The sequence below is a fragment of the Armatimonadota bacterium genome, assembly GCA_016223145.1.
Taxonomy (GTDB): Bacteria; Armatimonadota; Fimbriimonadia; order Fimbriimonadales; family Fimbriimonadaceae; genus Nitrosymbiomonas.
Window position 1 is genome coordinate 97,992 of record JACRPN010000005.1, and the last position, 23,601, is coordinate 121,592.

Below are 23,601 nucleotides of genomic sequence, written 5' to 3' on the forward strand. Positions count from 1 at the left end.
CGGAGCGCTTAGCGCTCCAGGCTCTCTCTCGTCGCCCGCAGCTCCCGGACCAGCTCCATCTGGCTGGCGGTCGTCGTCAAATCGCTACGCGTGCGCTCAAGGACCGCGCGAAGCGCGTCGCACGTTCGCCGAAGGCCGCAGGTCATCGCGTCGGAGTAATCGAACGTGATCAACTCCTCGTAGATCGCCTCCATGTGCCCCAGGATGCGCTCAGCCTCTTCGGGTCTTCCCTGCCGGATTTCGTCGAGAACGAATCGGCGGCACTCGCTGGAGGCCTCGCCCATGCCGTTCAGGTAGCTCATCGGGAATGCGCCCAAGTCCTCGGGTGTCGGATATGGCTCTTTCTGCACGATCGCCATCACTGCAGCTGCCTCGACCATCTCCTTCTCGGCGTCGTGCAGGAACCCGGCGTGCAGGATCTCGGGATAGGGCTCCAGCGCCACACGAGCCTGCTTCGAGAGCGCCTTGGCGTCTTCGAGCAGGGCCCTGGCTTGCGTCCATTGTCGCCGATGGATATGGCGGATGCACTTCGCGCTGGTCTGCGTCAGACTCCTGGAGAGCGAAAGCCCCGCCTCCCGCGCCGCGTGCATAGACTGCGCCGTGCTTCGCACGCCTTCGACGATGGTCTCCCACGTGTTCTCGCTCATGATAGGAACCCTGCCTCGCGAAGGCTCCTGTGCTGGCCCTCTCCGATGATGATGTGGTCCAGCACCGGGATGTCCAGCGCGCGCCCCAATTCTACAAGCTTCTTGGTGAGCTCGATGTCCTCCGGGCTGGGGGTAGGGTCGCCGCTGGGGTGGTTGTGCGCCACGATCAAGCTCGAGGCCCCTTCCCTAATAGCCTCCCGGAAGACCTCTCTGGGCCCCACGATCGAACTCGTCAGGGTTCCGATGTGGATCGTCGAAACCTTGAGGATGACATTCTGGGAGTCGAGCAGGACGGCGAGGAAATGCTCTCTCTTTTCAAAGCGCAGCCAGGAGAGCGCCTCCGCGACGACGTCCGCACAGCTCACCTGGGTCAATGGGCCTTTGAGCGCATAATTCAGTCTTCGGCCGAGCTCGATGAGCGCCATGCAGCGGGCTGCTGCAAAGTCGCTGACTCCAGTTGCGGCAAGCTGGTTGGCCGAAAGGTCGCCGACGCCGCGCAGCTTCTGGAGCGATGGCGCCAAGGTGCGGGCAACCTGTTCGGTCCGGTCTTGGTCGGATTCAGATTCGGCAAGGCCAAGGGCGAGCAGGTCAAGCAGCGACATCCCGGCTGGCCCCAGCGTCTTGAGCCTGGAATAGGGGGTCTCGGTTAGAAATCGCTCACGGTTGTCAGCCATGGGTCACACCGTCCTAAGCGCCTGCCGCTGAGCCGCCCCTTCCGGCGCCTCCACCCACACCCCGTCTTCCTTCAAAAGTGCGATCAGCTCAGAGACGCCCTGCTCCTGGGGGATGCCGTGCTTCACCGGCTCCTTCTTCCTGTACAGCGTGATCTTCCCTCCCGCCGCCCCCACGTACCCGTAATCCGCATCCGCCATCTCGCCAGGACCGTTTACGATGCACCCCATCACAGCGATATCGAGCCCAACCAGGTGTCTGGTGGCCTCGCGGACCTCGTGCAGCACCGTCGGCAGGTTGAACTTGGTCCTTCCGCAGCTCGGACAGGCGATGTATTCCACCTGCGTTTTCCTCAGTCCCACCGCCTGCAGAATTTCGTAGCAGACCGGAATCTCGTTCGCGGGGTCTTCAGCCAAAGAAACGCGAATCGTGTCGCCAATTCCCTCGTTCAGCAGGGTCGCGATGCCTGCCGTCGACTTCAGACGGGCGTAAGCCCCGTCCCCTGCCTCCGTGACGCCGAGGTGGATCGGATAGTCCATACCCTCGGTTTCCAGCCGCATCGCGAGGAGCCTGTTCGCCGCGAGCATGATCGGCACGCGGCTGGCCTTCATCGAGATCACGATGTTCTGGAAGCCGTGCTTCTCGCAGAGCCGCAGATATTCCAGCGCGCTCTCCACCATCCCTTCGGGCGAGTCGCCATAGGTGACCAGTAGCCGTTCGGCCAGAGAGCCATGGTTCACACCGATGCGCAGCGCGGTCTTATGGGCCGTGCAAGCCTCCAGCACCGGCACCAGCTGCTCCTCGATCTCGGCGCGCTGGTCGGCGTGGTCCTGCTCCGCAAACTCCGACCTCCCGGTGGGCTTCTTGAATACGAACAGCCCCGGGTTAATCCTCACCTTGTCGGCGTGCTTGGCGGCCTCTGCGGCGATCCCCGCGCCCTGGTGATGGACGTCGGCGACCATTGGCACAGGACCATAGTCCTTCCGAACACGTCCCGCAATTTCGCCAAATGCGTCGGCTTCGCGGAGTGTCGGCGTCGTGATTCGAACGATCTCTGCGCCTGCCTTGTGCAAAGCAATGACCTGCTCGACGCACGCCTGGACGTTGAACGTCTCTTCGGTGATCATCGTCTGCACCACGACGTGCTGCCCGCCACCGATGGTGACGTTCCCAACCCGCACGGCCCGGGTGTTTCGGCGAGGATAGGAGGTCTGGAGGTTCATAGGCGTCGGATCTTAGTCGATGAAGCCTCTCCATGATGCCACATGGCAAGAGCTTGTGCCGCGAGCGTTTTGCTTCTATACTGACTGCTGGGCATGGGGGCAAACGAACGAAATGAGCCGGGGTTGGAGCGAATTGGCGAGCCCCATAAATCGGAGTTTCTTTGGCTGGCGAAGGGCTGTTTCGTGGATTGCTATGCTTCGAACGACCACGTGCTCAAGGTCTTTGTCCCATCCCAAACGGTAGCGCGGCGCTACGCCGACATGGGGATCCACCTCGGAAGAGTGTCCTGGTCCTTGGCGCCAGGCAACCCGCTGAAAGCGGCGCACCTGCACCGAAAGAGGGCCCTCGGCAGCGCTGAACGGTGCTGCCGCGAGTTTCCTGAATTGGCGGCGATTGTGGATTGGAACACCGACGAGGCCGCGACAGTGCCCTTCGCGACCGGCCCTAAACGATCTGTGAAGACGGGCCCTTGGGTGCTCCAGAGGAGGGCGCGGACGTACCGGGAGATCCTCCGGGAGCGGCCAGAGAGCGAGGCACTGGCCTCGCTGAGGCGGGTCGTTGAGCTCGCCAAGGAGCTTGAGGCGCATAAGGCTTCGGCCCGCGTCTGTAATTTCCTCGATAATTGGGGCGAGGTGGGCGGAGAGCCGCGCTTCCTGGACATCGGCGACTTCGACTTCGATCTTGAAGCCGGGCTCGCCGGGGAGACCCTGGAACGGCTGCGAGGGCAAGATTCCTTTCGCGAGCTGAAGTGGTCGCACCCGGCCTTGGCCGCGCACCTGGAGTCCTTGATCGACGACGCCACCCACCACTCACCTCAAGGCCCAAACCCGTGCTATGCTCAAGCCCTCACTGCGGAGGAATTGAGTGAAAGCCTATTCGCCAGACAAGATTCGTAATATCGCCATCGTGGGTCACGGCGGCGCCGGCAAGACCATGCTCGTCGAGCATCTTCTCTACACCGCCGGCGCAACCGACCGCGTAGGCGCCGTCGATGCCGGCACCAGCGCAAGCGACTTTGACCCCCTTGAGGTCAAGCGCAAGATATCGATCAGCGCCAGCGTGCTGCCGCTCGAATGGCACGGCCACAAGATCAACATCATCGACGTTCCGGGCTACCCCGACTTCATCGGCGACCTTCATGCCGTTGCCCGAGTCGTCGAATCGATGGTCATCGTCTGCGAGGCCAAGGCCGATCTGGACGTTGGATTCGACAACGCCTGGGAGATCGCCGAGGAATATGGCCTCGCCAAATGCATTTTCGTCAACAAGCTGGAACGCGACAACGCCGACTTCGACGGCCTCATGACGACTTTGAGGGGCCGATTCAAGCAGCGGGTCGTTCAGGTTCAAATTCCCATGGGCAAGCAGGCCAACTTCAGCGGCGTGCTCGACCTGCTCTCCATGAAGGTCTACAAAGGCAAAGACCGCGGAGAGGAGATCGGCGAGGTCCCGGCCGAGTTTGCGGCCGAAGCCGAGAAGCTGCGCGAGATGATGATGGACGCAGCGGCTGAAGGCGACGACGACCTCGCCATGAAATACCTCGAGGGCGAGTCGTTGACTGAAGACGAGATCGAGCACGGTCTGCTCGTCGGCGTCGAGACCGGCAAGGTGGTTCCCGTCCTCTTGGGCTCTGCAGCCACCGGCGTCGGCACGGCAAACCTACTAGAACGCATCATTCACGAGCTTCCGTCACCCGTCGACGTGCCCAAGAAGATCGGCGACAAGGAGTTCAAGGGCGATCCCGCTGCCCCCTTAGCGGCCTACGTCTTCAAGTCTACGGCTGACCCCTATGTGGGCAAGATCAACTACGTTCGCGTGTTCAATGGCATGCTCAAAGCCGATGACCACGTCTACAATGTGACCCACGAGCGCGACGAGCGCCTTCACAACATTTACTTCCCGCACGGGAAGAACCAAGAAGCTGCGCCCCAGGTGCTCGCCGGCGACATCTGCGTCCTGGCGAAGCTCCAAGACACCCATACGGGCGACTCGCTGAGCACCCAGAAGGACAAAGTCAGCATTCCGCCGGTCGAGTTCCCTGAGCCAATCTACCGAATCGCCATCCATCCCGTGAGCAAGGCGGACGAGGACAAACTGGGCCCGGCTCTGACCAAGCTCTTGGAGGAAGACCCGACGCTCCGATATTCCCGCGATCCAAACCTGCACCAGGAGATCTTGGAGGGTATGGGCGACATCCACCTCGACACTGCGATCGAAAAGCTCAAGACGCGCTTTGGCGTGAACGTCACGACCGAAGACGCAAAGGTGCCCTACAAGGAGACCATCAAGGCCGCGAGCAAGGCACAGGGCAAGCACAAACGGCAGACCGGCGGCCGCGGCCAATATGGCGACTGTTGGGTGGAGCTTCAGCCCGTCTCACGCGGGGAGGGCTTCAGCTTCGAGAACAAGGTCGTGGGCGGTTCCGTCCCGAAGAACTACATTCCTGCCATCGAAAAGGGCTTGCGCGAAGCCCTCGAACAGGGCTTCCTCGCCGGCTACCAGGTGGTGGACGTGAAGGCGACCGTCTATGACGGAAGCTACCACGAGGTGGACTCCAGCGAAATGGCGTTCAAGATCGCCGGCGCGCTCGCGTTCCGCAACGCCGCCGAAAAGGCTCAGCCGACGATCTTGGAGCCTGTGCTGAACCTGGATGTGGACGTCCCCGACGAGTGCGTGGGCGACGTGGTCGGCGACCTGAATGGGCGCCGTGGGCGCCTGCAGGGCATGGACCCTATCGCTCCCGGAAAAACCAGGGTGCGCGCTCAGGTCCCGATGGCGACGATGATGCGCTACGCGCTCGATCTTCGCTCGATCACCAAGGGCCGCGGAAGGTTCAAGCAGACGGTCTCGCATTACGACGAGCTGCCGCATCTTGAGCAGCAAGCGCTGATCTCCGAGTACGCCAAGCTCAAAGCGGCGATGTCGGACGCGGACCACTAGCCATCAAACAGAAACGCCCTCCCTTTGCTTCAGCGAGGGAGGGCGTTCTTCTTTGAGGCCGGGGGTGGCACGGGCTACTCGTTTCCAACGTACTCATTAGCAACTCCCCGGGACCCCAGAAACCCAGTGCACGTGCAGCGCGTAGCTCGTGCCGGCGAAGGCCTCTCAGCCCTGTCGTCGACGCACAGTGGCCCTTAGGGTCGCAAGGAACCCAAGGAAGCATCCCACGGCAATGACGATGCCCCAGCCACGATTCCAGAGGTTGTCTGCTCGGACCACGCTAAATCTGCCGATGTAGGTGTCAGGCTTCCAGGCCATGAGGATTCCGATGACGCAACCCATGAGGGTCATGACGGCAAGATAGACGCCGTACCCAGGGGTTTCTTGATGCACGGGAGATGCCTAAGCCACAGCCATCGCCGGCATCGGCGCTCGCCTCGAAACCTCGATCGAGGGCCCATCCGGATCCACCCATCGCAGCTTCATCCGCCAAGGGTCGACTTCTTCGAGCCTGAGAACCCAAGGCTGATCGTCCTTGGCTTCCAGAACGATATAGGAGTGCCCTTCGATGGCCACGATCGTGTAGCGCCCTTCGAGGTTCATGCCCGAGTCCATGAAGCGGAAGTGAAAGCCACCGTCGGAGTCAAAGCGCATTTCGGAGTGCGACTGCTCGGGCAGCACGCCCCACTTCCCGGTCAGTGCACGGCGCAACGGCGCATAGGTCCTGTTCCATAGAGTCTTGTATCGATCGCGCTCATTCAAGATGACGGACATCAATTCGTTCATGGCCTTCTCCAGTTTGTTCAATGGTTGAAACGCTTCTGCGATCCAAAAACTCACAGGGGCGGGTCCTTGGTCCCAATCTTTGTTTCCGCTCCTAAGCAGGAACTCATGGCCTCCAAGGTCGAGTACGCGCTGGCCGTCCAGTCTGGCACGCCGCCTGGAACCAGACCTAAGAGAACTGCCGGCTTTCGCCAAGCCTTCTGGATCATCGGGCTTTCTGGCACGGGTCTTGAATCCCCTCATTTCCGTACCAGTTCCCTCCCCAAAAAGACAGAACGACACTTTCATGGATCCTGTCCATGAATTTAGGCTCCGAAGGCAACTTCGGGGCCACTTTTTTTGCCTTGTCCTTCTGAAGAGGCGTCGGAATCTGAAGGCGCTCAGCAGGCCAAGAATCCTGACATAAACTTCCACTATAGCCCCGGGCAAGTATCTCTTCTTTATTGAAAGGTATCTTCTACCCGTGAATCAAGGAGGCGGCGTGCTTTGATAGTAGGCGTGCCGATGGAGCTTTCAGCCGAAGAAGCCCGAGTCGCTCTGACTCCGGACAGCTGCAAGGCTCTCATCGATAAAGGCTTTAAGATCATCGTTCAATCTGGCGCCGGCGTAAGGGCCGGTTTCTTCGATCCCCTTTACGAAAGTGTAGGCGCCCAAGTCGTTCCCGACGCGAAGTCCGTTTTCGACGGCGCGGATCTGGTAGCGAAGGTTCTCCCACCCACCCCGGCTGAGGTCAAGGGACTGAAGCCCGGCTCGATGGTGCTGAGCTTTCTCTACGCGGGTTCAAACAAAGAAACGGTCCAAGCGTTGGCATCTGGGAAGGTCACCTGCTTCGCCATGGAGCTCATTCCTCGCATCACGCGCGCCCAAAGCATGGACGCGCTGAGTTCGATGAGCACCATCGCGGGCTACAAGGCGGTTCTCAAGGCCGCCGATGCCTTGCCCAAGTTCTTCCCCATGTTTATGACGGCGGCGGGCACCCTTCCCCCGGCCAAAGCCATCGTGCTTGGCGCGGGCGTTGCGGGCCTTCAGGCCATCGCTACCTGCAAGCGCCTGGGCGCCATCGTCGAAGCGTTCGACGTGCGACCGGCGGTCAAGGAGCAGGTCGAGAGTCTTGGCGCCCGCTTCGTTTCGATGCCTGAAGTCACGGCGGAGGGCGAGGGCGGTTACGCCAAGGAACTAAGCCAGGACCAACATGCCAAGGAACTCGAGGTCATTGGGCAGAGGCTCGCCAAAAACGACATCTGCATCACGACAGCCCTGATCCCAGGGCGGGCGGCCCCGGTGCTCATCACAAAGGACATGCTCAAGAACATGGCTCACGGGTCGGTCATCGTGGACCTTGCCGCGGTCGCAGGTGGCAACTGCGAGGCAACGGTTCCCGGCAAGACGGTGGTCGTGGACGGTGTGACCATCATGGGCCCGCTGGACCTGCTCTCGGAGATGGCGCCGGACGCCAGCAAGATGTACGGACGCAACATCCTCGAGTTTCTGGTCAATCTGGCCCCAGGAGGCGAGCTGAATCTGAACATGGAAGACGAAATCATTAGCGGCACGATCGCCATCCACGATGGAGCGATCACGCACGAATCCGTCAAGAAGGCGGTCGGGGAGGTGGCGGCATGAGCGCCTCCCTGCTCGCTTCCGTCAGCGAGGGCGCCGGTGTCTGGCCGCTGATCGCGGTGGTCACGGTCTTCATCCTCGCGATCTTCGTCGGCCTAGAGGTCATCTCCAAGGTGCCCCAGGTACTCCACACGCCGCTGATGTCCGCGACGAACGCCATCCACGGGGTCATCCTCGTTGGCGCGCTTCTCATCCTGGCAAAGGCGGAATCCACGCTGATGCTTGTCATCGGCACGGTCGCCGTGTTCTTCGGAACCATGAACGTCGTTGGAGGCTACGTGGTCACCGACCGCATGCTTGAGATGTTCAAGCCGCGCAAGAAGGAAGGTGGGAAATGAGCCCCGAGTGGATTGATGTTGGATACCTTCTCTGCGCGATGTGCTTCGTGTTTGCGCTCCGCCTGATGAACCACCCCCTCAGCGCCCGAAAAGGCGACTGGGTGTCGATGGTCGGCATGGTCTTCGCGCTCGGCGCCACGTTTCTGATGTTCCAGAACGTGGCCAGCATCAACATGATGCTGATCCTGGGTGCGGTCGCGCTTGGCGCGATCATCGGCGCGGGCTCGGGTCGGAAAGTCGCAATGACCGCCATGCCGCAGATGGTTGCTCTCCTGAACGGTCTGGGCGGCGGCGCGGTCGCATTGGTGGCGCTCTACGAGTTCCTCGAGGCAGGTGCAGCCTTTGCCGATAAGCCCCCTGTTCAGTCGATAACCACGCTCCTCAGCGTGATCATCGGTTCGATCAGCTTTTCGGGAAGCATGATAGCGTTTGCCAAGCTCCAAGAGCTGATGACGGGCCGCCCCATCTCCTTCCCGGGGATGAAGGCGTTCAACGGCCTGCTCGTGGCCGGCTCTTTGGCCTTGGTCGTCCTGATCTTCGCAGTGCCGGCTACCTTTGCGACGCCGATGTTCTTCCTGTTGCTGATGGCCGTCTCGCTGGTCCTTGGCATCACGGGAACGATGGGCATCGGCGGAGCGGACATGCCGGTCATCATCTCGCTGCTCAACTCGTTCACGGGCTGTGCGGCGGGTCTTGCGGGCTTCGTTCTAATGAACACGGCGCTGCTGATCGGTGGCGCATTGGTCGGCGCGAGCGGTCTCATCCTCACGCTTGAAATGTGCAAGGGCATGAACCGGTCGCTCGCGAACGTCATGTTCGCCGGGGTCGGGTCAGCCGTAGCGGGCAGCGGCCAGAGCGCTTTCGCGGGAAGGCAGCCGAAGAGCTACTCGCCGGATGATGCGGCAATCTCGTTGGCCAACGCTTCGAACGTGGTCATCGTGCCCGGATACGGTATGGCCGTGGCCCAGGCGCAACACCAGGTCAAGGAGATGTGCAGCAAGTTGCAGGCTCGCGGCATCGACGTGAAATACGCCGTTCACCCGGTGGCCGGACGCATGCCGGGCCACATGAACGTACTGCTCGCGGAAGCCGACGTGCCTTACGACCAGCTCTATGAGTTGGAGACGATCAACCCGCTGTTCTCGGAAACAGACGTGGTGCTCGTCATCGGCGCCAATGACGTCGTCAACCCGGCGGCGCGCTACGACAAGAGCAGCCCGATCTTTGGCATGCCGATTCTCGACGTGGACAAAGCCAGGCTCGTGCTTGTGAGCAAGCGCAGCATGGGCGCCGGCTTCGCCGGTGTCGACAACGAGCTCTTCGTCATGGACAACACCCGCATGGTGTTTGGCAATGCGAAGACCACGATCCAGGCTATCTCGTCGGCCTTAGAGAACTACTGAGGCCAACAGGCGTGGAAGCCAAATAGGACCTATACGACTTTTACGTCTTATAGGTCCTATTCTTCTGGAAGAGAAGACTACAGTTCGATCTTCCTTATCCGAATTTGCGGGACCGGCAAGATCGTCCCGTCCTTCTTCAGCGGCGTATTCGACTTCCCCACCATTTCCTGCAGGAACCGCTCGGTTTCCCGGACGTAGTCCTGCACCTGCTTCTCGAAGTCCGCTCGCTGGTCCTCGATCTGGTCCAACAGCTTGATGATGATCTCGACCCCGGCCAGATTCACGCCCATGCCCTGAGTCAGCCTTTGAATACGCCGGACGCGCTCGATGTCGCCCTCGCTATAGAGCCGATTTTTGGCAGCCACACGCGAGGGCACCACCAGTCCGAGCCGCTCATACTGCCTCAAGGTCTGGGGGTGGACGCCGCAGAGCTGGGCCGCGACACCAATCATGTAAACGGGATGGTCCTGCGCTCTCATCGCTCTGCCTTTGCCTCCGTGAGCCTGGCGATCTGCTCAAGCAGCCGCTTCTCTTCGGCACCAAGCGACTTGGGCACCGTGATCTTCACCCGAGCCATCAGGTCGCTTCGGCCTCCAGCCATTCGCGCGATTCCCTGGCCCGCCAAGCGAAAGCTCTGGCCCGACTGAGTGCCCGCCGGGATCCTCATTTTGAGCGGCTTTCGGAGCGTGGGAACCTTGATCTCTCCGCCAAGCGCAGCTACGGGATAGGGCACATTGACGTCGACCTCCAAGTGGTCGCCGACGACCTGAAACTCGGGGTGCTTGGCCCATTGAATGACAACGTAAAGATCGCCGGCCCGCCCGCGCAGACCGCTCGAGCCCATGCCCGCAATCCTTAGCTTCTTGCCCTCCTGAATGCCCGCGGGCACCGTGACAACCACTTCGCGCTGCTTCGGAAGCGTGGTCACACGGCCATCCGGAGTCTGGACCGCGTCCATCGTCTGGTAGACCAGCTTCCGCTTCGTGCCCGAATCGATTTCCTCGAGGCTGACCTCTATGGTCTTCTCAAGATCGCGGGGCTGAGCGGTCTTCATCTCCTCGCGGTGACGCGCCGCCGCCTGAGGGTCCTCGACCCCATAAGTGTAGGTCCTGGCCCCTCGAGCGCCACCCATCCCACCAAAGATCTGTTGGAAGATGGACTCGAAGTCGCCCCCTCCGCCGCCGACGAACTCGAAGTCTTGGAACCCTCCGGCGGTCCCGGCGCCTGGAATGCCGCCGAACTTCTGCGCGGTCTCCCAGTGATCGCCATACTGGTCGTAAAGCTTGCGCTTGTCCGCGTCGCCCACTACGTCGTAGGCCTCTTGCACCTCCTTGAACCGGTTTTCTGCGGCCTTGTCGTTGGGGTTCACGTCCGGGTGGTACTTGCGAGCGAGCTTGCGATAGGCGCTCTTGATGGTCTTTTCGTCCGCCTTTCGGTCCACCCCGAGCACGTGATAATAGTCCTTGGCCATCTTAAGTCCCTAACGCTAAAGTACCTAACTCTATAACGCTCAAGTAGGCCCTTTGGTTTCGGGGCCCCAAGACATCCTGGGCCGGGCAATGCCGAGACTCAAGCGCACACGGTCAAGAACAGGTACTGGAATACCGAAAATCCTGGTGTGGAATTGGATGTCATTGCGCTTAAGATCGCGAGAAACGAGAACCTGCCCGCCCTAAAAACCATCTTGACGCAGGTGCTTGCCCTAACCGACAACCCGGACGCCTCGTGGCGCGACCTCGAAAAGCTGATCCAACAGGACCCCGCTATCTCGGCCAAACTCCTGAGAGCCGCCAATTCACCCTATTACGGTGGCCACAGCGTCGCGTCGGTGGCCCGAGCCGTGACCGTGCTTGGGTTCGACGTGGTCCGCAACCTCATCATTGCCCTTTCCTACCAGCAGATGGTGGGAACATCCAGCCGATCGGCGTCTTTCGACAAGATGGCCTATTGGCGCCACTGCGTGGCGACGGCGACGGCAGCCAGGATCGTCGGCAAGCTGAAGATGCCCTCCAATGCCGAGGAGCTTTACGGCTGGGGCCTCATGCACGATATCGGTCTGCTCGTCCTTGAAAGGCATGCGCTCGTCGAGCTTGAATCGGCCTGCAAGGCAGCCAAGGCCAACGCATCCTCGATCGATGTGGAACTCAAGGCGGTTCTCGGCTATGACCATTCCAGCGTGGGTGCGATGTTGGCCGAAAAGTGGAATCTGCCGTCGGGGATGAGGTCGGCGATCGAGTTCCATCTCGAACCCGAGAGAGATACCAAGCACATGGAGACCACCATCGTTGTGTCTATCGCCGATCAGATCGCCCGGCGCATTGGCTACAACATGCTCGGGGTCAAGGAGGACATCGAGATTAGCACGCAGTATCTTGCGGCCCTCGACCTTGCCGAGGACCAGCTCGATGTGATCGAGCAGGTCGTGCTCTCAGAGGTTCAGAAAGCTGAGGCGGGTTTCGAGCAACGAGCGGCTGCATGAACCGAGTACGCTGACGAGCGGCCATGCACGAGATCATTGAGCCGTTTCGCATCAAGGTCGTCGAGCCCATCCGTTTCACGCGGCGGGAAGAGCGCGAGGAGATCCTTCGAAGCGCCCGCTTCAACCCGTTTCTGATCGACGCGGAGGACGTGCTGATCGACCTCCTTACGGACAGCGGCACGAGCGCGATGAGCAGCCAGCAATGGGCGGCGATTATGGTCGGCGATGAGAGCTACGCGGGTTCAAAGAGCTTCCTCAGGTTTCGCGACAAGGTTCAAGAGATCTTTGGGTTCAAGCACGTCATCCCGGTCCACCAGGGCAGGGCGGCCGAAAAGATCCTGATGAACCTGGTCGGGGGCAAGGGCAATCGCATCCCAAGCAACAACCACTTTGACACGACGCGCGCCAACGTCGAGTATTCAGGGGCCGAAGCCGTGGACTTGGTCACAGACGAGGCAAAGGACATCGACTCGCAATACCCCTTCAAGGGAAACCTCGATCCCGGAAAGCTGAAGGCGTTTCTTGAGTCCAATAGCGGCCATGTCCCCCTGGGGATGCTGACCGTGACCAACAACACGGGCGGCGGCCAGCCCGTGTCAATGGCCAACATTCGAGAGGTCTCGGCGCTCTACAGAAAACACGGCGTCCCCTTCTTCATCGATGCCTGCCGGTTCGCGGAGAACGCTTGGTTCATCAAAAAGCGCGAACCCGGATACGAGAACAAGTCGGCCCGTGAGATCGCCCAGGAGATGTTCTCCTATGCCGATGGCGCGACGATGAGCCTCAAGAAGGATGGGTTCGGCAACATCGGCGGCTTCCTGGCCCTCAACGACGACACGCTCGCCGACGAGGCGCGCAACCTGCTCATCCTTGTCGAGGGCTTTCCCACCTACGGAGGAATGGCGGGGCGCGACATGGAGGCGCTCGCCGTGGGACTCGACGAGACCCTCGAAGAGCGGTATCTGGAGTACCGCGTCCGGACCGTTCAGTATATGGCCGACCACCTCCTGGAAAACGGCATCAGCGTCATCCAGCCGCCTGGGGGCCACGCGGTCTATGTGGATGCCAAGCGCTTTTATCCTCAGATTCCGGCCGAGCACTTCCCCGCCTGGGCCTTCACCTGCCAGCTCTACTTGACGGGAGGAGTGCGCGCGGTCGAGATCGGCTCAGTCATGTTTGGCCGACACCTACCAGAAGGGACTCCCCTTCCTTGCATGGCCTCTGGGATGGATGAGGGAGGGGCAGACGGAGAGAGATCGGGGATCGCTCCGCCCGGCGGCCTGGAAGTCCCTGCCGAAAAGGAGCTGGTGCGACTTGCGCTGCCGCGGCGTGTCTACACGCAAGCCCACGTGAATTACGTCTGCGAGGTCATCGCCGAAATGCACCGGAACCGGGACACGGTTAAGGGCTACCGCTTCCTGAAGCAAGCGCCATTTCTCCGGCACTTCACGGCTGAGATGGCACCGCTCTAGTCCCGGTATCCAGATGGGCAGCACCTAAGCTGGCTATACTGGAGCCTATGAAGCTTCAATGGCTGTTGGCGATCGTCTTGGCTCTGGCCGTCTCGGTGGGCTGCAAGGGCAAACCTTCTTTGGTGGGAGACTGGACGGGGAGCATCACCGTTCAAACGATGCAAGTCGGAATGGACTTCCATTTCGACAAAGACGGAACCGTCAAGCTCACCCAGGACGTGATGGGCAGAAAGTCCGCGCAGATGGGCAACTACAAGGAGTCGGAGAAGTCCTTCACCTTCACGGCGACCTCCATGGAGGCCCCTGATCTGCCCAAGGCGATGGTGGACAAGGTCAACGAAGGCCTCAAGAAAGACCCGAAGACGGTCACGTTCGACATCGTCTGGAAGGACGAGAACAGCGTCGAGATCAGCCAGCGTGAGGCCACACCGCCACTGGACCAGAAGATCGCCCTCAAGAGAAAGAGCTGAGAGCGACGCCGGATTCTGACCATGCAGCAGCCTTCGAAAGAGGACTTCTTAAGGGCGACGTCTGGTGGCATGCGGATGCCGGTTTGGCGTGACGTCCTTGCGGACGTCGAAACCCCGCTCAGCGCCTATTGGAAGCTGGCCAGCGACGAGACATACAGCTTTCTGCTCGAATCGGTGACGGGCGGCGAGAACCTGGCCCGCTACAGCATCCTTGGCGCACGGCCACGGGTCGTCCTGCGAACCAAGGACCGCAAATACAGGCGTATCTCGCGCTCCGAAGAACAGCACGGCGATCTACCAGAGGGCAAAGATCCTCTTTCCTTGCTCGAACAAGAGCTTTGCCCGGGCACTTCAGACGGCGCCGGTGTGGTGTCGGTCCCCGGCATGCCCAAGTTTGTCGGCGGCGCCGTGGGGCTCATCGGCTACGACCTGGTCCGCTTCCTGGAGCGTCTGCCTGATCTGCAGACCGACGACCTGAACCTGGATGACATGGCGATGATGCTAACCGAGTCCATCGTCGTCTTCGACCACGCCAAGAACGTTATCCGGGTGATCGTGCTCGCCGAAGGGACGGCAGAAGGCTACGAGGCGGCCTGCGCCGAGATCGAGAGGGTCCTGGCTCGGCTCAGGCGGCCCATGCCCGACCTTCCCGGCAAGATCAGCGCTCAGCACCCCCCAACAAGCAATCAGACCCGCGAGGAGTTCGAGGAGAAGGTCCGAACCGCGATAGGCTTCATGCAGCGCGGCGACGGGATCCAGGTCGTGCTCTCGCAACGCTTCCAGACCCCCTGCGCCAGCCATCCGGTTTCCGTGTATCGCGCGCTTCGCAGCCTCAACCCCTCGCCCTACATGTTCGTCTTGAGGATGGGTGATTTCGATCTCGTGGGAGCTTCGCCCGAACTGCTGTTCGGGCTTTCAGGCGACACCGCGCGCGTGAGGCCGATTGCGGGCACCCGCTGGAGGGGAGCAACGCCCGATGAAGACCTCGCTCTTGAGAAGGAGCTTTTGGCCGATGAAAAGGAGCGAGCAGAACATATCATGCTTGTCGACCTTTCGCGAAACGACCTCGGCAGGGTCTCCGAATTTGGCTCCGTTAGGGTCAACGACCTCATGGTGGTCGAGCGCTATAGCCACGTGATGCACATCGTCAGCGACGTGACGGGAACGCTCACGAGGAACCGCAGCGCCTTCGATCTGATCCGGTCGGCGTTCCCCCACGGGACCGTTTCCGGTGCCCCTAAGGTGATGGCGATGCAGATCATCGAGGAACTCGAACCCACCCGTCGTGGGTGCTATGCGGGGGGCGTCGGCTACATCGGCGCGAACGGCGACATGGATATGGCGATCGCCATCAGGACGATCCTGATGAAGGGCGGCAACGCCTACGTGCAATCCGGAGCGGGTGTCGTATTCGATTCGGTGCCTGAACGCGAGTACGACGAAACGGTAAACAAAGCCAAAGCCGCCCTGAAGGCCCTCGAAATCGCGGGCAGCGGCGATGTGTGAGGGAGGGAGCCACAGGCATCATGACGGGCCATAGGCTGATCGAAGGATGCAGGGTGTGTGGTTCCAGAAACGTCCGATTTCTTTGCGAGACGCTCACACCGAGGGTTCTCGAAGGGAGGATCAGACACTATCGCTGCGGCGTTTGCGGAAGCACCTATGTGGGTACAGCAGCTAGCCCGCAGGAACTCGCCTCCGCCTACGCCGCACGAGACCGTGGCGCGTATTACGATGAGACTTGCGCCCAGGCCGAGAGGAAGATGGCCAGGGTCGTCCAAGACCTGGCGGCTCGACAACTCACTGAGAGGGCCCTCATCGATGTCGGCACAGGAAACGCCCTGCTCCCTCGGCGGCTCATTGAGGCAGGGTTCACCAGTGTCAGCGCGCACGAGGTCGTTGGTCCTGAAGTTGCCATGCCTCCTGGGCTGGCAAAGCTGTATCGCGATTTCGACGGATCCTCCGTCGAAGACGCCTGTATGGAGGTTGTCACGCTAATCGATGTTCTTGAGCACAGTGCCGCACCGAGAGAAATGCTCTCAATGGCCCACCGTATCTTGAAGCCCGGCGGAATTCTCTACATCCACGCACCTGTCGCGACTCGATTGGACCGAATCGCCTTCCCTCTGCATCGAATTCCCGGCCTCAAGCGCCTCGCCCGAGCATGGCAGCGGAGCAGGACTTCAGTGTTTCACCTGTCGAACTTCTCGGTGGCAGCGCTACGGCAGTTGCTGGCCGAAACGGGATTCGCCATTCTGGAGTGCAAAACGATCAACGAGCTATCGTGGCCCATCGAGCGCTACGTTAGGGTCTATCTTGCTGACCCCACGGGCTCTTCACCAAAGGTCACCAAGCTCATAGCAACGATTCTCGCTCCGGTGTTCACAAGCTCACTGCTCAACAGCAACAAGGCCGTGATCACCGCAGAACGCGTTCCTGGGCCTCCATAGACGCAACCAACTTGAACTGCACCCGTGCCCGGTCCAGGTTCTGGCCCTCGCGATGGATCCGGAAATATTGGTCTCCGTTCAGATGGTCCGTGAGAAACCGGCACCCGATCATCAGCGTGATCATCTTGCCAAAGTCGAATAGCGTCTCGCGCTCAAAAGCCTTCAAATGAGAGGCTCCCTCTAAGAACCCTTCAGCGAGCGCCCGGTAAAGCGCCGCATCCACCTCGACCTTCTCAAGGTCCGTCTCGTCTTCGTCGGTTGGGCTTGTCGCCGTCCGCGCCAGGTCCCCAAAATCATAGCCCGCCAGACCAGGCATCACCGTGTCGAGGTCGAGCACGCAGACCGCCCGATCCGAGGCCACATCGAAGAGCAGGTTGTTGATCTTGGTGTCGTTGTGGGTAATCCGCTCAGGCAATCTGCCTTCGTGGAGCCACTGCAACGGCTGTCGCAACACGCCCTCCCTCGCTGAAAGGAACGCGATCTCGGGGCCGCAAGCCGGAACTCGGCCTGCTGGGTCGGCTGCAAGCACCTTCTCAAACGCTTCGAACCGCATGCCCCCATCGTGGAACCGGGGAATGGTGTCAAAGAGCCTTGGGCCAGGAAGGTCCGACAAGAGAAGCTGGAAGTGCCCAAAGGCCCTGCCCGCTTCGCGGGCCTGGGCGGGAGATTGGACCCGGTCGAAAGAACGCGCACCCACCACAAAGGTGAGGCTGCGCCAAAAACCGCCCTCAAGATCGTATGCGAACGGCCTTCCGTCCGTCGCCGGAACCACCCTTGGCACACCCAGTTCGGGGATTGATGTCCCTGAGTCTGGGCCCCCGCCCCTACCAATGTGCTCGGTGACCCGCACGATGTTGTCCATCATTTCCTCTGGCCGAACAAACACCAGGGTGTTGATGCGCTGGTGGATGACTCGTGTGATGCCGCCAGGCGAGACGTACGTGGCCAGGAACGTGTCGTTGATGTGGCCGCTACCATAGCGCTCGAACGTAATCGGCGCTTCCGAAAGCCCAAATAGGCGGGCGATCTCCCCAGGATCGGGATGAAACTCTATTCCCACAGCCTCTCCGGATAGGCGCCTCCAGCGATCAGTAACTGGACTCCTTGAACGACAGAGGGTTTGTCCTCCCGATAGGTCACCCCAAACCACTGGCTCTCGGCGCGAAGCACCCTAACTCGGGCGGAGCCCTCATCGATGGCTGACTTGATGGCGCTCGGAATATAGAACTCCGACTTCTCAGAGCCGATGCTGGCGCTCAGGAAATCGGAAAAGTACTTGCGGAACCTCTCAAAACACGTCGGGTCAAAGCCCCAGAAATTCATCGAAACGGCCTCGTCCCCGGTCAAGTGATGGGCCTTGCCGGCATCATCCATGTAACGGCCCCCCAAGCCCTCTCGTTCGATCTTGGTGACCTCCTCGATGTGGGTCAGATAGCCACTTTCGTCCACCCTGCAGAGGCCCCGAGCGACGGAGCCATGCTCGGAGAGCGTGTTCCGGAGGGTAAATCCCACCATCGCATAGTCCGGTGAGCCGGAGGCAAAGTGCCCGGCAAGAGCTTGAAACGCCCCTCGCCCATAGAAGTCATCCGCGTTGATCGCCGCAAATTGCCCGTGAATCTGATTTTCGGCAGCGAGGATGGCGTGCGTCGTGCCCCAGGGCTTGGTGCGGCCCTCCGGCAGCACGAATCCGGGAGGAAGCTGATTCAGCTCCTGAAAAGCGTAGTCGACGTCCAGTTTGGACTCAAACCGACTCCCGACCGCCTCCCGAAAATCGGCCTCGATCGAATGCCGGATCACGAAGACGACCCGCCCAAAACCCGAACGCAGGGCATCGTAGACGGAGTAATCCAGGAGCGTCTCGCCGGAAGGTCCAACCGGGTCGATCTGCTTAAGGCCGCCGTATCGGCTGCCCATTCCGGCGGCAAGGACGAGGAGCGTGGGTTTGGGTTGGGCCATGGACCCGTCCATTTTGGCTCATGCCGGCCCCAAGACACCAAGAAGCCCCCGCCTCCCACCAAGGAAACGGGGGCCACTTCAATTGGACCTTACTTGCCCATTCGGTAGGTCGTCCATTGGGCATCCATCCGGGTGTCCTGGCCGGCCGAAAACTCGAACATACAAGCGTCATCGGAGTAATCCATGAAGTTATGGATCGGGTCCAGACCTGGCCACTTCCGCCCTGTACAAGAGTCTCGTCCCTCCGGGCAACCGTACGCGGGCGACCTCTCAGCCGGCGTATCGGACACAAAGTCGTTGTTCCTAGAGCAGCCGCCCTGGAACGTGTGGTAGAGCCCCATCCAGTGGCCCACTTCATGGGTCCCCGTGTCGCCGAGGTTGTACGGCGCCGCGGTTCCTCCCGGAACCGAGGAATAGAGGATTACCACTCCGTCATTGGTCGGGTTCCCAGCATACGAAGACGGGAACGTCGCCCAGCCGAGCAGACCTCCCCCCATGTTGTTCGAATAGATGTTCAGGTCGTCTGCAGAGCCCTGGCGAAGCGCGGACTTCATCTGGGTCTCACACGTGCCGCCGCTGCAGGTGTACCAAGAGCTGTTGTTGGTGTCGCTCACACCGGCAAGCTGGAACTGGAAGTTCGGCCCATAGGCGGCGTTGAGCACCGCAATTTGGTCGTTAACCTGCTGCGAAGTGACAACTCCGCCATTGCCGCTGGAGTCGTGAATGCGATGCCAATAGACGTTGATGGTCGTCACGGCTTGCGGGTTGATTGGAGCGCTGTAGAGTTCGGCCTCGACGCGCACCATCTCCCGGAAGCTGAGGTCCTTGGTGGAACAGCGAATCTTTTGCGATCCCGCGGCGTTGGCGACATAGCCCAAGACGCTCCATGCGCCAAGGGTGCAAAGCAACGTCGCTTTCATCAAGTTCGATACATACATAGCGTTCAAATCCCTCCGTAGGGCGCCGAAACATCGGCGGTCCGGCGCATCAAGTCATTATAGTGACGATTCTCGCGAACCCAAAGACTTTTTTGTATGGAATGAAACCGGTTCTCAATCTGGCCCGGCTACATGGCTGAATCAATCACTACCGGACTGGACGCCCACCACCATGGGTTTGGCCACAGCCCAGAATGCCCACTCACTCTTGGCGCTTGATAGCGCCAAGAGTGAGTGGATAGATGCGAATGGCTACTTGCCCTCGCGGTAGGTCGTGTACATGGAGTCCATCCGCGAATCCTGCCCGGCCGAGAACTCATTCTTACACGAGTCGTCGGTATAGTCCATGAAGTTGTAGATGGGGTCAAGCCCCGGAAACCTGGTCCCGGCACAAGAATCGCGACCCGTCGGGCATCCGAAGGCAGGGGATTTCTCTGCTGGGGTATCGGCGACCGAATCATTGTTCTTTGTGCAGCCACCCTGAAACGTGTGATAGAGGCCCATCCAATGCCCGATCTCGTGGGTCGCAGTGTCACCCAGGTTGTACGGGGCTGCAGTCCCACCAGGCAGTGACGAAAAGAGGACGACCACGCCGTCGAGTTTTGGCTTTCTCCTGTAATCCGACGGGAAGGTCGCCCAGCCGAGAAGGCCTTGACCCATGTTATTCGTGTAGATGTTAAGGTCGTCCGCAGTTCCTTGTCGCAAAGCGTTCTTCATTTGGGTCTCGGCGCTGGTGCCTGGGCCGGCCGTATACCATTCGGGATTGGTGGTTCGATCCACCGAAACCAGCTGGAAATCCCATCCCCAAGGCGCGTAAGCGGCGTCGAGGACGCTGATCTGTGCAGCAATCTGGCTGTCGGGGATGTCCCCGTTCGCAATGCCCGATCCGTTGTTGATCACGTGCCAATAGACAGGGATTGTGCCGCCGGTAGCTTGGATCCCTTCGTGAGAGATGAGCTGGGCTTCGATGAACACATGCTCTTGAACCGAGAGTTCCCGGGTTCCGCAGTGCTTGGGGCTGAACTTGGGTCCCGAGGCAAATGCCACGTAGCCCAAGGTGGCCAACGCGGCCGAAGATACGAAGAACATTCCTTTGGTCATCAAGGAAAACTGCATGAGAATAGCGCCTCCTAACGTCCGCTTCGTACTACTAGTCTGAGCACGAAGCAACTCCTGTAATTATAGAGTCAGTTCATCCCAATTCCAAGACGAGAATTGCTGGATTCACCAATGACACCGCAGGTTCGCGACGTTTGCAGGAAACCGATTGGAAGGATAGACTGCAACCATGGTAGCTCTCCTCTTTGCCGGGGCTCTAGTCACTCAGGGCCTGTCTGTTCTGGACTTTGGTGCGAAAGGGGACGGCCTCGTCGATTGCACCCCTTCTTTCCAGAGGGCTCTCGATGCAGCCGCAAAGGCGGGCCAAGTTGTCTTCGCACCCCGGGGGAAGTACCTTTTTAGGGGCCACCTCAACGTGCCCGCCGGCGTGACCCTGAAAGGAGTATGGGAGTCGGTGCCAGCGCACAACGGCGTTCGCGACAAGGGACTTCCCCTCCCTACCGATGACGGAACGACCTTCCTCATCACTGAGGGAGCAGGCAGTGAAGACGGACCGGCTTTCCTTACCTTGAACACCAACAGCACCCTGAAAGGAGTGGTCCTCTACTATCCCAGTCAGGACCCAGCCGCTGAGCCCAGACCGTATCCCTATGCCGTCGCCATGCGCGGCAAGAACCCTGCGGTGCTCGACGTCGAGCTCCTAAACCCCTACAACGGAATCGACGCCAGCCAGAACGAGCGGCATCTGATCCGGAATGTCCAGGGCCAGCCTCTCAGGCGCGGCGTATACGTCGATTCGATCTATGACATCGGGCGCATCGAAAACGTGCATTTCAACCCCTGGTGGAGCATGCAGCCGAAGCTGTTCCAATGGCAGATGGCCAATGGCGAGGCGTTCGTGTTCGGACGGACCGACTGGCAGTACGTCCTAAACACGTTCTGCTTCGGCTACAAGGTCGGCTACCGATTCATCGAGAGCAAGAACGGCGTCTGCAACGGCAATTTCCTGGGGATCGGCGCGGACGATTGCTGGACCGCCATCCAGATTGATCAGAGCGCGCCGATGGGGCTCTTGATCACCAACGGCGAGTTCGTGAGCTTCCACGGACCGGACCCCACAATGGTCTCTGTGGGCCCCAATCACTCCGGGAGCGTCCGCTTCAGCAATTGTGCGTTTTGGGGTCCCTGCAACCAGATCGCTCGGATCGAAGGCGCCGGGACCGTGGGCTTTGGCGACTGCACCTTCGTGCAGTGGGACGTCAAGAACGCGGGACTGCCCGCGATCCGGGCGGACTCCGGGACACTTCTGGTCCGCGGCTGCGAATTTCGCGAATCCAAGAAGCAGATTGTGCTTGGGCCCGGCGTCACACGCGCGGTGGTCACCGACAACGTCGTGAAGGGCCCCCTTCGCCTGCAGAACAATGCCAAGGGCACGGTGGTCTTGAGTGGGAATGTCGGGGGCTGATCGGGGCGATGGATCTCTGAACTGCGATCGCATTCGGCGGCGTCACACCTTGCTCAAGGCTCTCTTTTCCGCGACACGTCGGAACCCCTCGATGGCCTTCTCCAGTTTGGGATCGTCAATGTCGGCATGGAACACGAGCCTCAGGCGGTCTGGCGCCGGCGGGAGCGCCAACACTCCGACATCCTTTAGGTCGCTCATCCAAGCAGGGCCGTCGTCGACATAAACCAGCACCATGTTGGTCTGCACCCGCTCCCAATCGACTTTGACTCCGGGCAACTCGCTCAGGGCCTGGGCCATCGCACGCGCGCGGCGGTGATCGTCGGCCAGGCGGTCGATCATCTTGGTGAGGCTGACAATCCCACAGGCCGCCAGAATGCCGGCCTGCCGCATCGCACCGCCCACCCTCTTGCGCCACTGTCGCGCTCGGGCAATGAACTCCGATGGGCCGCAAAGCACCGAGCCAACTGGCGAACTCAACCCCTTTGACAGGCAGATGCTGACGGAATCGACATAGGAGCAGATCTCGCGGGCCATGGCGCAGGGACCGAGGTCGCAGGTCCGAGGTCCGGGGTCGGAAGGAACAAGACCGGAATCCCTTCGCCTCTCGCCTCTCGCCTCTCGCCCGATGGCTTCTCCATTGTGTCCTTCGCCCTTCGCCCCTCGCCCTTCGCTGATCCCCACCGCCGCATTGAAGAGCCTCGCGCCATCCAAGTGCACTGGAATCCCGTGCCGATCCGCAACCGCGCGATAGGCTCTCATCGCCGAAAGCGGAAGGATCGTGCCCCCGGCCCTGTTGTGTGTGTTCTCAAGGCAAATGAGCTTTACGCCAGGCGTGTGGATCGAGCGCTTGGTGATGTGCCGCTCGACGTCCTCCGGGTCCATGACCCCAAGCTTGGAAGGGAGGGTCCATGTGAGGACCTGCCCAAGTACCGCCGGGCCGCCGCACTCATAGTAGAGCATGTGCGCTTCCTCTTCAAAGAGCACCGCGTCTCCGCGCTCGGTCCAGCTTGGGACGGCGATTTGGTTGCTCATCGTGCCGCTGGGCACATAGACGGCGGCTTCCTTGCCGGTTCGCTCACAGGCGATCCTCTCGAGTTCGAGCACCGTCGGCTCATCGCCAAGAACATCGTCGCCGAGGGCGGCTTTCATGATCGCCTCGTACATCTCGGGCGTCGGCCGCGTGACGGTGTCGGACCGCAGGTCGACGATGTCTTTCTGGGCTTCGGGTACGTTGAACTCGGTAGCCATGGTTTGGATTATTATGGGCTACACGCAGGTCGGGCAAAGCCCGGGCTGCCGATCAACGGTCCGGTGTGCGCGCAAACGACTCAAAGCTAACCCAATCTTCGATTTGATTCCTCCGACCGCCTCCAAAGGCAATGGCACGTTCCAGTGCGCCGGCCGGCACCAAATAGAGTTCCCTTCCATTTCGCCTCAAGTAGAGGCCCTGGTAGGGATCGCCGCAATACTCTTCGATGGGTTTGTTCAGCAAGAGCATCTTCCCAACAATCGTTGCCGTTCGGTTCAGGCGCCAGCGATCCATACATCCTCTCGTTTCAAGGGAAACGCGAATGTGATGGTCAGGCTCGACCGTGATCGTCAGGCTGCTTGACGTTAGTCCTCCGTGGGAACGCCAGCGGCCGACCACGTCCTTAGGCCGAAAGGCCACGGCTCCCTCGGGAGCC

The 23,601-nt window shown here is 60.6% G+C and carries 24 protein-coding genes; 11 read left to right on the forward strand and 13 right to left on the reverse strand.

The features are described from left to right. Positions 1 to 8: 8 nt before the first annotated feature. Genes HZC36_02800 through ispG form a run of 3 tightly spaced genes read right to left on the reverse strand, consistent with a single transcriptional unit; the run spans position 9 to position 2,542 of the window. A complete protein-coding gene (locus HZC36_02800; protein MBI5705900.1) occupies positions 9 to 647 on the reverse strand; it encodes a haloacid dehalogenase in 639 nt (212 codons plus the stop codon). Next, positions 644 to 1,321 carry a DNA repair protein RadC gene (radC, locus tag HZC36_02805; GenBank protein ID MBI5705901.1) on the reverse strand — a complete coding sequence of 226 codons (678 nt, stop codon included), beginning with the start codon at positions 1,319 to 1,321 and terminating at the stop codon, positions 644 to 646. Before radC ends, HZC36_02800 begins: the two co-directional genes overlap by 4 nt. 3 nt (positions 1,322 to 1,324) lie before the next feature. After that, positions 1,325 to 2,542: a (E)-4-hydroxy-3-methylbut-2-enyl-diphosphate synthase gene (gene ispG, locus HZC36_02810; GenBank protein ID MBI5705902.1), complete on the reverse strand. Its 1,218-nt coding sequence runs from the start codon at positions 2,540 to 2,542 to the stop codon at positions 1,325 to 1,327. 93 nt (positions 2,543 to 2,635) lie between these two features. Between ispG and HZC36_02815 the strand changes: the two genes are divergently transcribed. After that, complete coding sequence (locus HZC36_02815) at positions 2,636 to 3,439, forward strand: hypothetical protein (protein MBI5705903.1); 804 nt, start codon at positions 2,636 to 2,638, stop codon at positions 3,437 to 3,439. Continuing rightward, on the forward strand, positions 3,408 to 5,483 hold the full coding sequence (locus tag HZC36_02820; protein ID MBI5705904.1) for an elongation factor G: 2,076 nt from the start codon (positions 3,408 to 3,410) through the stop codon (positions 5,481 to 5,483). Before HZC36_02815 ends, HZC36_02820 begins: the two co-directional genes overlap by 32 nt. A gap of 165 nt (positions 5,484 to 5,648) precedes the next feature. Here HZC36_02820 and HZC36_02825 read toward each other — a convergent pair whose 3' ends face one another. Both HZC36_02825 and HZC36_02830 read right to left on the reverse strand, forming a co-directional pair. Beyond that, positions 5,649 to 5,876: a hypothetical protein gene (locus HZC36_02825; GenBank protein ID MBI5705905.1), complete on the reverse strand. Its 228-nt coding sequence runs from the start codon at positions 5,874 to 5,876 to the stop codon at positions 5,649 to 5,651. A 9-nt stretch (positions 5,877 to 5,885) separates the two neighbouring features. Further along, positions 5,886 to 6,269: a hypothetical protein gene (locus HZC36_02830; GenBank protein MBI5705906.1), complete on the reverse strand. Its 384-nt coding sequence runs from the start codon at positions 6,267 to 6,269 to the stop codon at positions 5,886 to 5,888. A gap of 501 nt (positions 6,270 to 6,770) precedes the next feature. On the opposite strand from HZC36_02830, the gene HZC36_02835 reads away from it, so the two are divergent. The 3 genes from HZC36_02835 to HZC36_02845 are packed head-to-tail and all read left to right on the forward strand — an operon-like array spanning position 6,771 to position 9,627. After that, entirely contained in the window at positions 6,771 to 7,889 is a 1,119-nt protein-coding gene (locus HZC36_02835) for a Re/Si-specific NAD(P)(+) transhydrogenase subunit alpha (protein ID MBI5705907.1), read from the forward strand. Then, positions 7,886 to 8,224 (forward strand): NAD(P) transhydrogenase subunit alpha, encoded by a 339-nt coding sequence (locus HZC36_02840; GenBank protein MBI5705908.1) that lies wholly within the window; start codon positions 7,886 to 7,888, stop codon positions 8,222 to 8,224. Before HZC36_02835 ends, HZC36_02840 begins: the two co-directional genes overlap by 4 nt. Beyond that, on the forward strand, positions 8,221 to 9,627 hold the full coding sequence (locus tag HZC36_02845) for an NAD(P)(+) transhydrogenase (Re/Si-specific) subunit beta (GenBank protein ID MBI5705909.1): 1,407 nt from the start codon (positions 8,221 to 8,223) through the stop codon (positions 9,625 to 9,627). The genes HZC36_02840 and HZC36_02845 overlap by 4 nt, the downstream gene beginning before the upstream one ends. Before the next feature lie 77 nt (positions 9,628 to 9,704). On the opposite strand, the gene HZC36_02850 is transcribed toward HZC36_02845, so the two are convergent. Beyond that, complete coding sequence (locus HZC36_02850) at positions 9,705 to 10,106, reverse strand: helix-turn-helix transcriptional regulator (protein ID MBI5705910.1); 402 nt, start codon at positions 10,104 to 10,106, stop codon at positions 9,705 to 9,707. Continuing rightward, positions 10,103 to 11,098 (reverse strand): J domain-containing protein, encoded by a 996-nt coding sequence (locus HZC36_02855; protein ID MBI5705911.1) that lies wholly within the window; start codon positions 11,096 to 11,098, stop codon positions 10,103 to 10,105. Before HZC36_02855 ends, HZC36_02850 begins: the two co-directional genes overlap by 4 nt. A gap of 147 nt (positions 11,099 to 11,245) precedes the next feature. On the opposite strand from HZC36_02855, the gene HZC36_02860 reads away from it, so the two are divergent. From HZC36_02860 to HZC36_02880, 5 genes are all read left to right on the forward strand, one after another. Then, the gene (locus HZC36_02860; GenBank protein MBI5705912.1) at positions 11,246 to 12,106 is read left to right on the forward strand and encodes an HDOD domain-containing protein; all 861 of its coding nucleotides are present in this window, start codon (positions 11,246 to 11,248) and stop codon (positions 12,104 to 12,106) included. A 23-nt stretch (positions 12,107 to 12,129) separates the two neighbouring features. Beyond that, a complete protein-coding gene (locus tag HZC36_02865) occupies positions 12,130 to 13,578 on the forward strand; it encodes a tryptophanase (protein ID MBI5705913.1) in 1,449 nt (482 codons plus the stop codon). A 47-nt stretch (positions 13,579 to 13,625) separates the two neighbouring features. Then, entirely contained in the window at positions 13,626 to 14,048 is a 423-nt protein-coding gene (locus HZC36_02870) for a hypothetical protein (GenBank protein MBI5705914.1), read from the forward strand. Positions 14,049 to 14,069: 21 nt separating this feature from the next. After that, a complete protein-coding gene (gene trpE, locus HZC36_02875; GenBank protein MBI5705915.1) occupies positions 14,070 to 15,554 on the forward strand; it encodes an anthranilate synthase component I in 1,485 nt (494 codons plus the stop codon). A gap of 158 nt (positions 15,555 to 15,712) precedes the next feature. Beyond that, positions 15,713 to 16,498, forward strand: a complete 786-nt coding sequence (locus HZC36_02880; protein ID MBI5705916.1) for a class I SAM-dependent methyltransferase — start codon at positions 15,713 to 15,715, stop codon at positions 16,496 to 16,498. Here HZC36_02880 and HZC36_02885 read toward each other — a convergent pair. The 4 genes from HZC36_02885 to HZC36_02900 form a co-directional block, all read right to left on the reverse strand. Beyond that, positions 16,467 to 17,558 (reverse strand): aminoglycoside phosphotransferase family protein, encoded by a 1,092-nt coding sequence (locus tag HZC36_02885; protein MBI5705917.1) that lies wholly within the window; start codon positions 17,556 to 17,558, stop codon positions 16,467 to 16,469. The two genes, HZC36_02880 and HZC36_02885, sit on opposite strands and share 32 nt — an antisense overlap. Then, complete coding sequence (locus HZC36_02890; protein MBI5705918.1) at positions 17,549 to 18,454, reverse strand: NTP transferase domain-containing protein; 906 nt, start codon at positions 18,452 to 18,454, stop codon at positions 17,549 to 17,551. The genes HZC36_02885 and HZC36_02890 overlap by 10 nt, the downstream gene beginning before the upstream one ends. Before the next feature lie 89 nt (positions 18,455 to 18,543). Then, the gene (locus HZC36_02895; GenBank protein MBI5705919.1) at positions 18,544 to 19,374 is read right to left on the reverse strand and encodes a zinc metalloprotease; all 831 of its coding nucleotides are present in this window, start codon (positions 19,372 to 19,374) and stop codon (positions 18,544 to 18,546) included. 270 nt (positions 19,375 to 19,644) lie between these two features. Next, positions 19,645 to 20,508 (reverse strand): zinc metalloprotease, encoded by an 864-nt coding sequence (locus HZC36_02900; GenBank protein ID MBI5705920.1) that lies wholly within the window; start codon positions 20,506 to 20,508, stop codon positions 19,645 to 19,647. Positions 20,509 to 20,680: 172 nt separating this feature from the next. Between HZC36_02900 and HZC36_02905 the strand changes: the two genes are divergently transcribed. After that, positions 20,681 to 21,916 carry a hypothetical protein gene (locus HZC36_02905; protein MBI5705921.1) on the forward strand — a complete coding sequence of 412 codons (1,236 nt, stop codon included), beginning with the start codon at positions 20,681 to 20,683 and terminating at the stop codon, positions 21,914 to 21,916. A gap of 42 nt (positions 21,917 to 21,958) precedes the next feature. Here the strand turns inward: HZC36_02905 and HZC36_02910 are convergent, their stop codons facing one another. After that, a complete protein-coding gene (locus HZC36_02910) occupies positions 21,959 to 23,164 on the reverse strand; it encodes a hypothetical protein (protein MBI5705922.1) in 1,206 nt (401 codons plus the stop codon). Between the two features lie 52 nt (positions 23,165 to 23,216). Next, the gene (locus tag HZC36_02915) at positions 23,217 to 23,459 is read right to left on the reverse strand and encodes a hypothetical protein (protein MBI5705923.1); all 243 of its coding nucleotides are present in this window, start codon (positions 23,457 to 23,459) and stop codon (positions 23,217 to 23,219) included. Positions 23,460 to 23,601: the final 142 nt, after the last annotated feature.

What these genes read in the sequence shown, in the direction of transcription:
- HZC36_02800 (MBI5705900.1), bottom strand. Translation starts at nt 647, where the DNA reads ATGAGCGAGAACACGTGGGAGACCATCGTCGAAGGCGTGCGAAGCACG.
- radC (MBI5705901.1), bottom strand. Translation starts at nt 1,321, where the DNA reads ATGGCTGACAACCGTGAGCGATTTCTAACCGAGACCCCCTATTCCAGG.
- ispG (MBI5705902.1), bottom strand. Translation starts at nt 2,542, where the DNA reads ATGAACCTCCAGACCTCCTATCCTCGCCGAAACACCCGGGCCGTGCGG.
- HZC36_02815 (MBI5705903.1), top strand. Translation starts at nt 2,636, where the DNA reads ATGGGGGCAAACGAACGAAATGAGCCGGGGTTGGAGCGAATTGGCGAG.
- HZC36_02830 (MBI5705906.1), bottom strand. Translation starts at nt 6,269, where the DNA reads ATGAACGAATTGATGTCCGTCATCTTGAATGAGCGCGATCGATACAAG.
- HZC36_02835 (MBI5705907.1), top strand. Translation starts at nt 6,771, where the DNA reads ATGGAGCTTTCAGCCGAAGAAGCCCGAGTCGCTCTGACTCCGGACAGC.
- HZC36_02840 (MBI5705908.1), top strand. Translation starts at nt 7,886, where the DNA reads ATGAGCGCCTCCCTGCTCGCTTCCGTCAGCGAGGGCGCCGGTGTCTGG.
- HZC36_02845 (MBI5705909.1), top strand. Translation starts at nt 8,221, where the DNA reads ATGAGCCCCGAGTGGATTGATGTTGGATACCTTCTCTGCGCGATGTGC.
- HZC36_02850 (MBI5705910.1), bottom strand. Translation starts at nt 10,106, where the DNA reads ATGAGAGCGCAGGACCATCCCGTTTACATGATTGGTGTCGCGGCCCAG.
- HZC36_02855 (MBI5705911.1), bottom strand. Translation starts at nt 11,098, where the DNA reads ATGGCCAAGGACTATTATCACGTGCTCGGGGTGGACCGAAAGGCGGAC.
- HZC36_02865 (MBI5705913.1), top strand. Translation starts at nt 12,130, where the DNA reads ATGCACGAGATCATTGAGCCGTTTCGCATCAAGGTCGTCGAGCCCATC.
- HZC36_02870 (MBI5705914.1), top strand. Translation starts at nt 13,626, where the DNA reads ATGAAGCTTCAATGGCTGTTGGCGATCGTCTTGGCTCTGGCCGTCTCG.
- trpE (MBI5705915.1), top strand. Translation starts at nt 14,070, where the DNA reads ATGCAGCAGCCTTCGAAAGAGGACTTCTTAAGGGCGACGTCTGGTGGC.
- HZC36_02890 (MBI5705918.1), bottom strand. Translation starts at nt 18,454, where the DNA reads ATGGCCCAACCCAAACCCACGCTCCTCGTCCTTGCCGCCGGAATGGGC.
- HZC36_02895 (MBI5705919.1), bottom strand. Translation starts at nt 19,374, where the DNA reads ATGAAAGCGACGTTGCTTTGCACCCTTGGCGCATGGAGCGTCTTGGGC.
- HZC36_02900 (MBI5705920.1), bottom strand. Translation starts at nt 20,508, where the DNA reads ATGCAGTTTTCCTTGATGACCAAAGGAATGTTCTTCGTATCTTCGGCC.
- HZC36_02905 (MBI5705921.1), top strand. Translation starts at nt 20,681, where the DNA reads ATGGTAGCTCTCCTCTTTGCCGGGGCTCTAGTCACTCAGGGCCTGTCT.
- HZC36_02910 (MBI5705922.1), bottom strand. Translation starts at nt 23,164, where the DNA reads ATGGCTACCGAGTTCAACGTACCCGAAGCCCAGAAAGACATCGTCGAC.
- HZC36_02915 (MBI5705923.1), bottom strand. Translation starts at nt 23,459, where the DNA reads ATGGATCGCTGGCGCCTGAACCGAACGGCAACGATTGTTGGGAAGATG.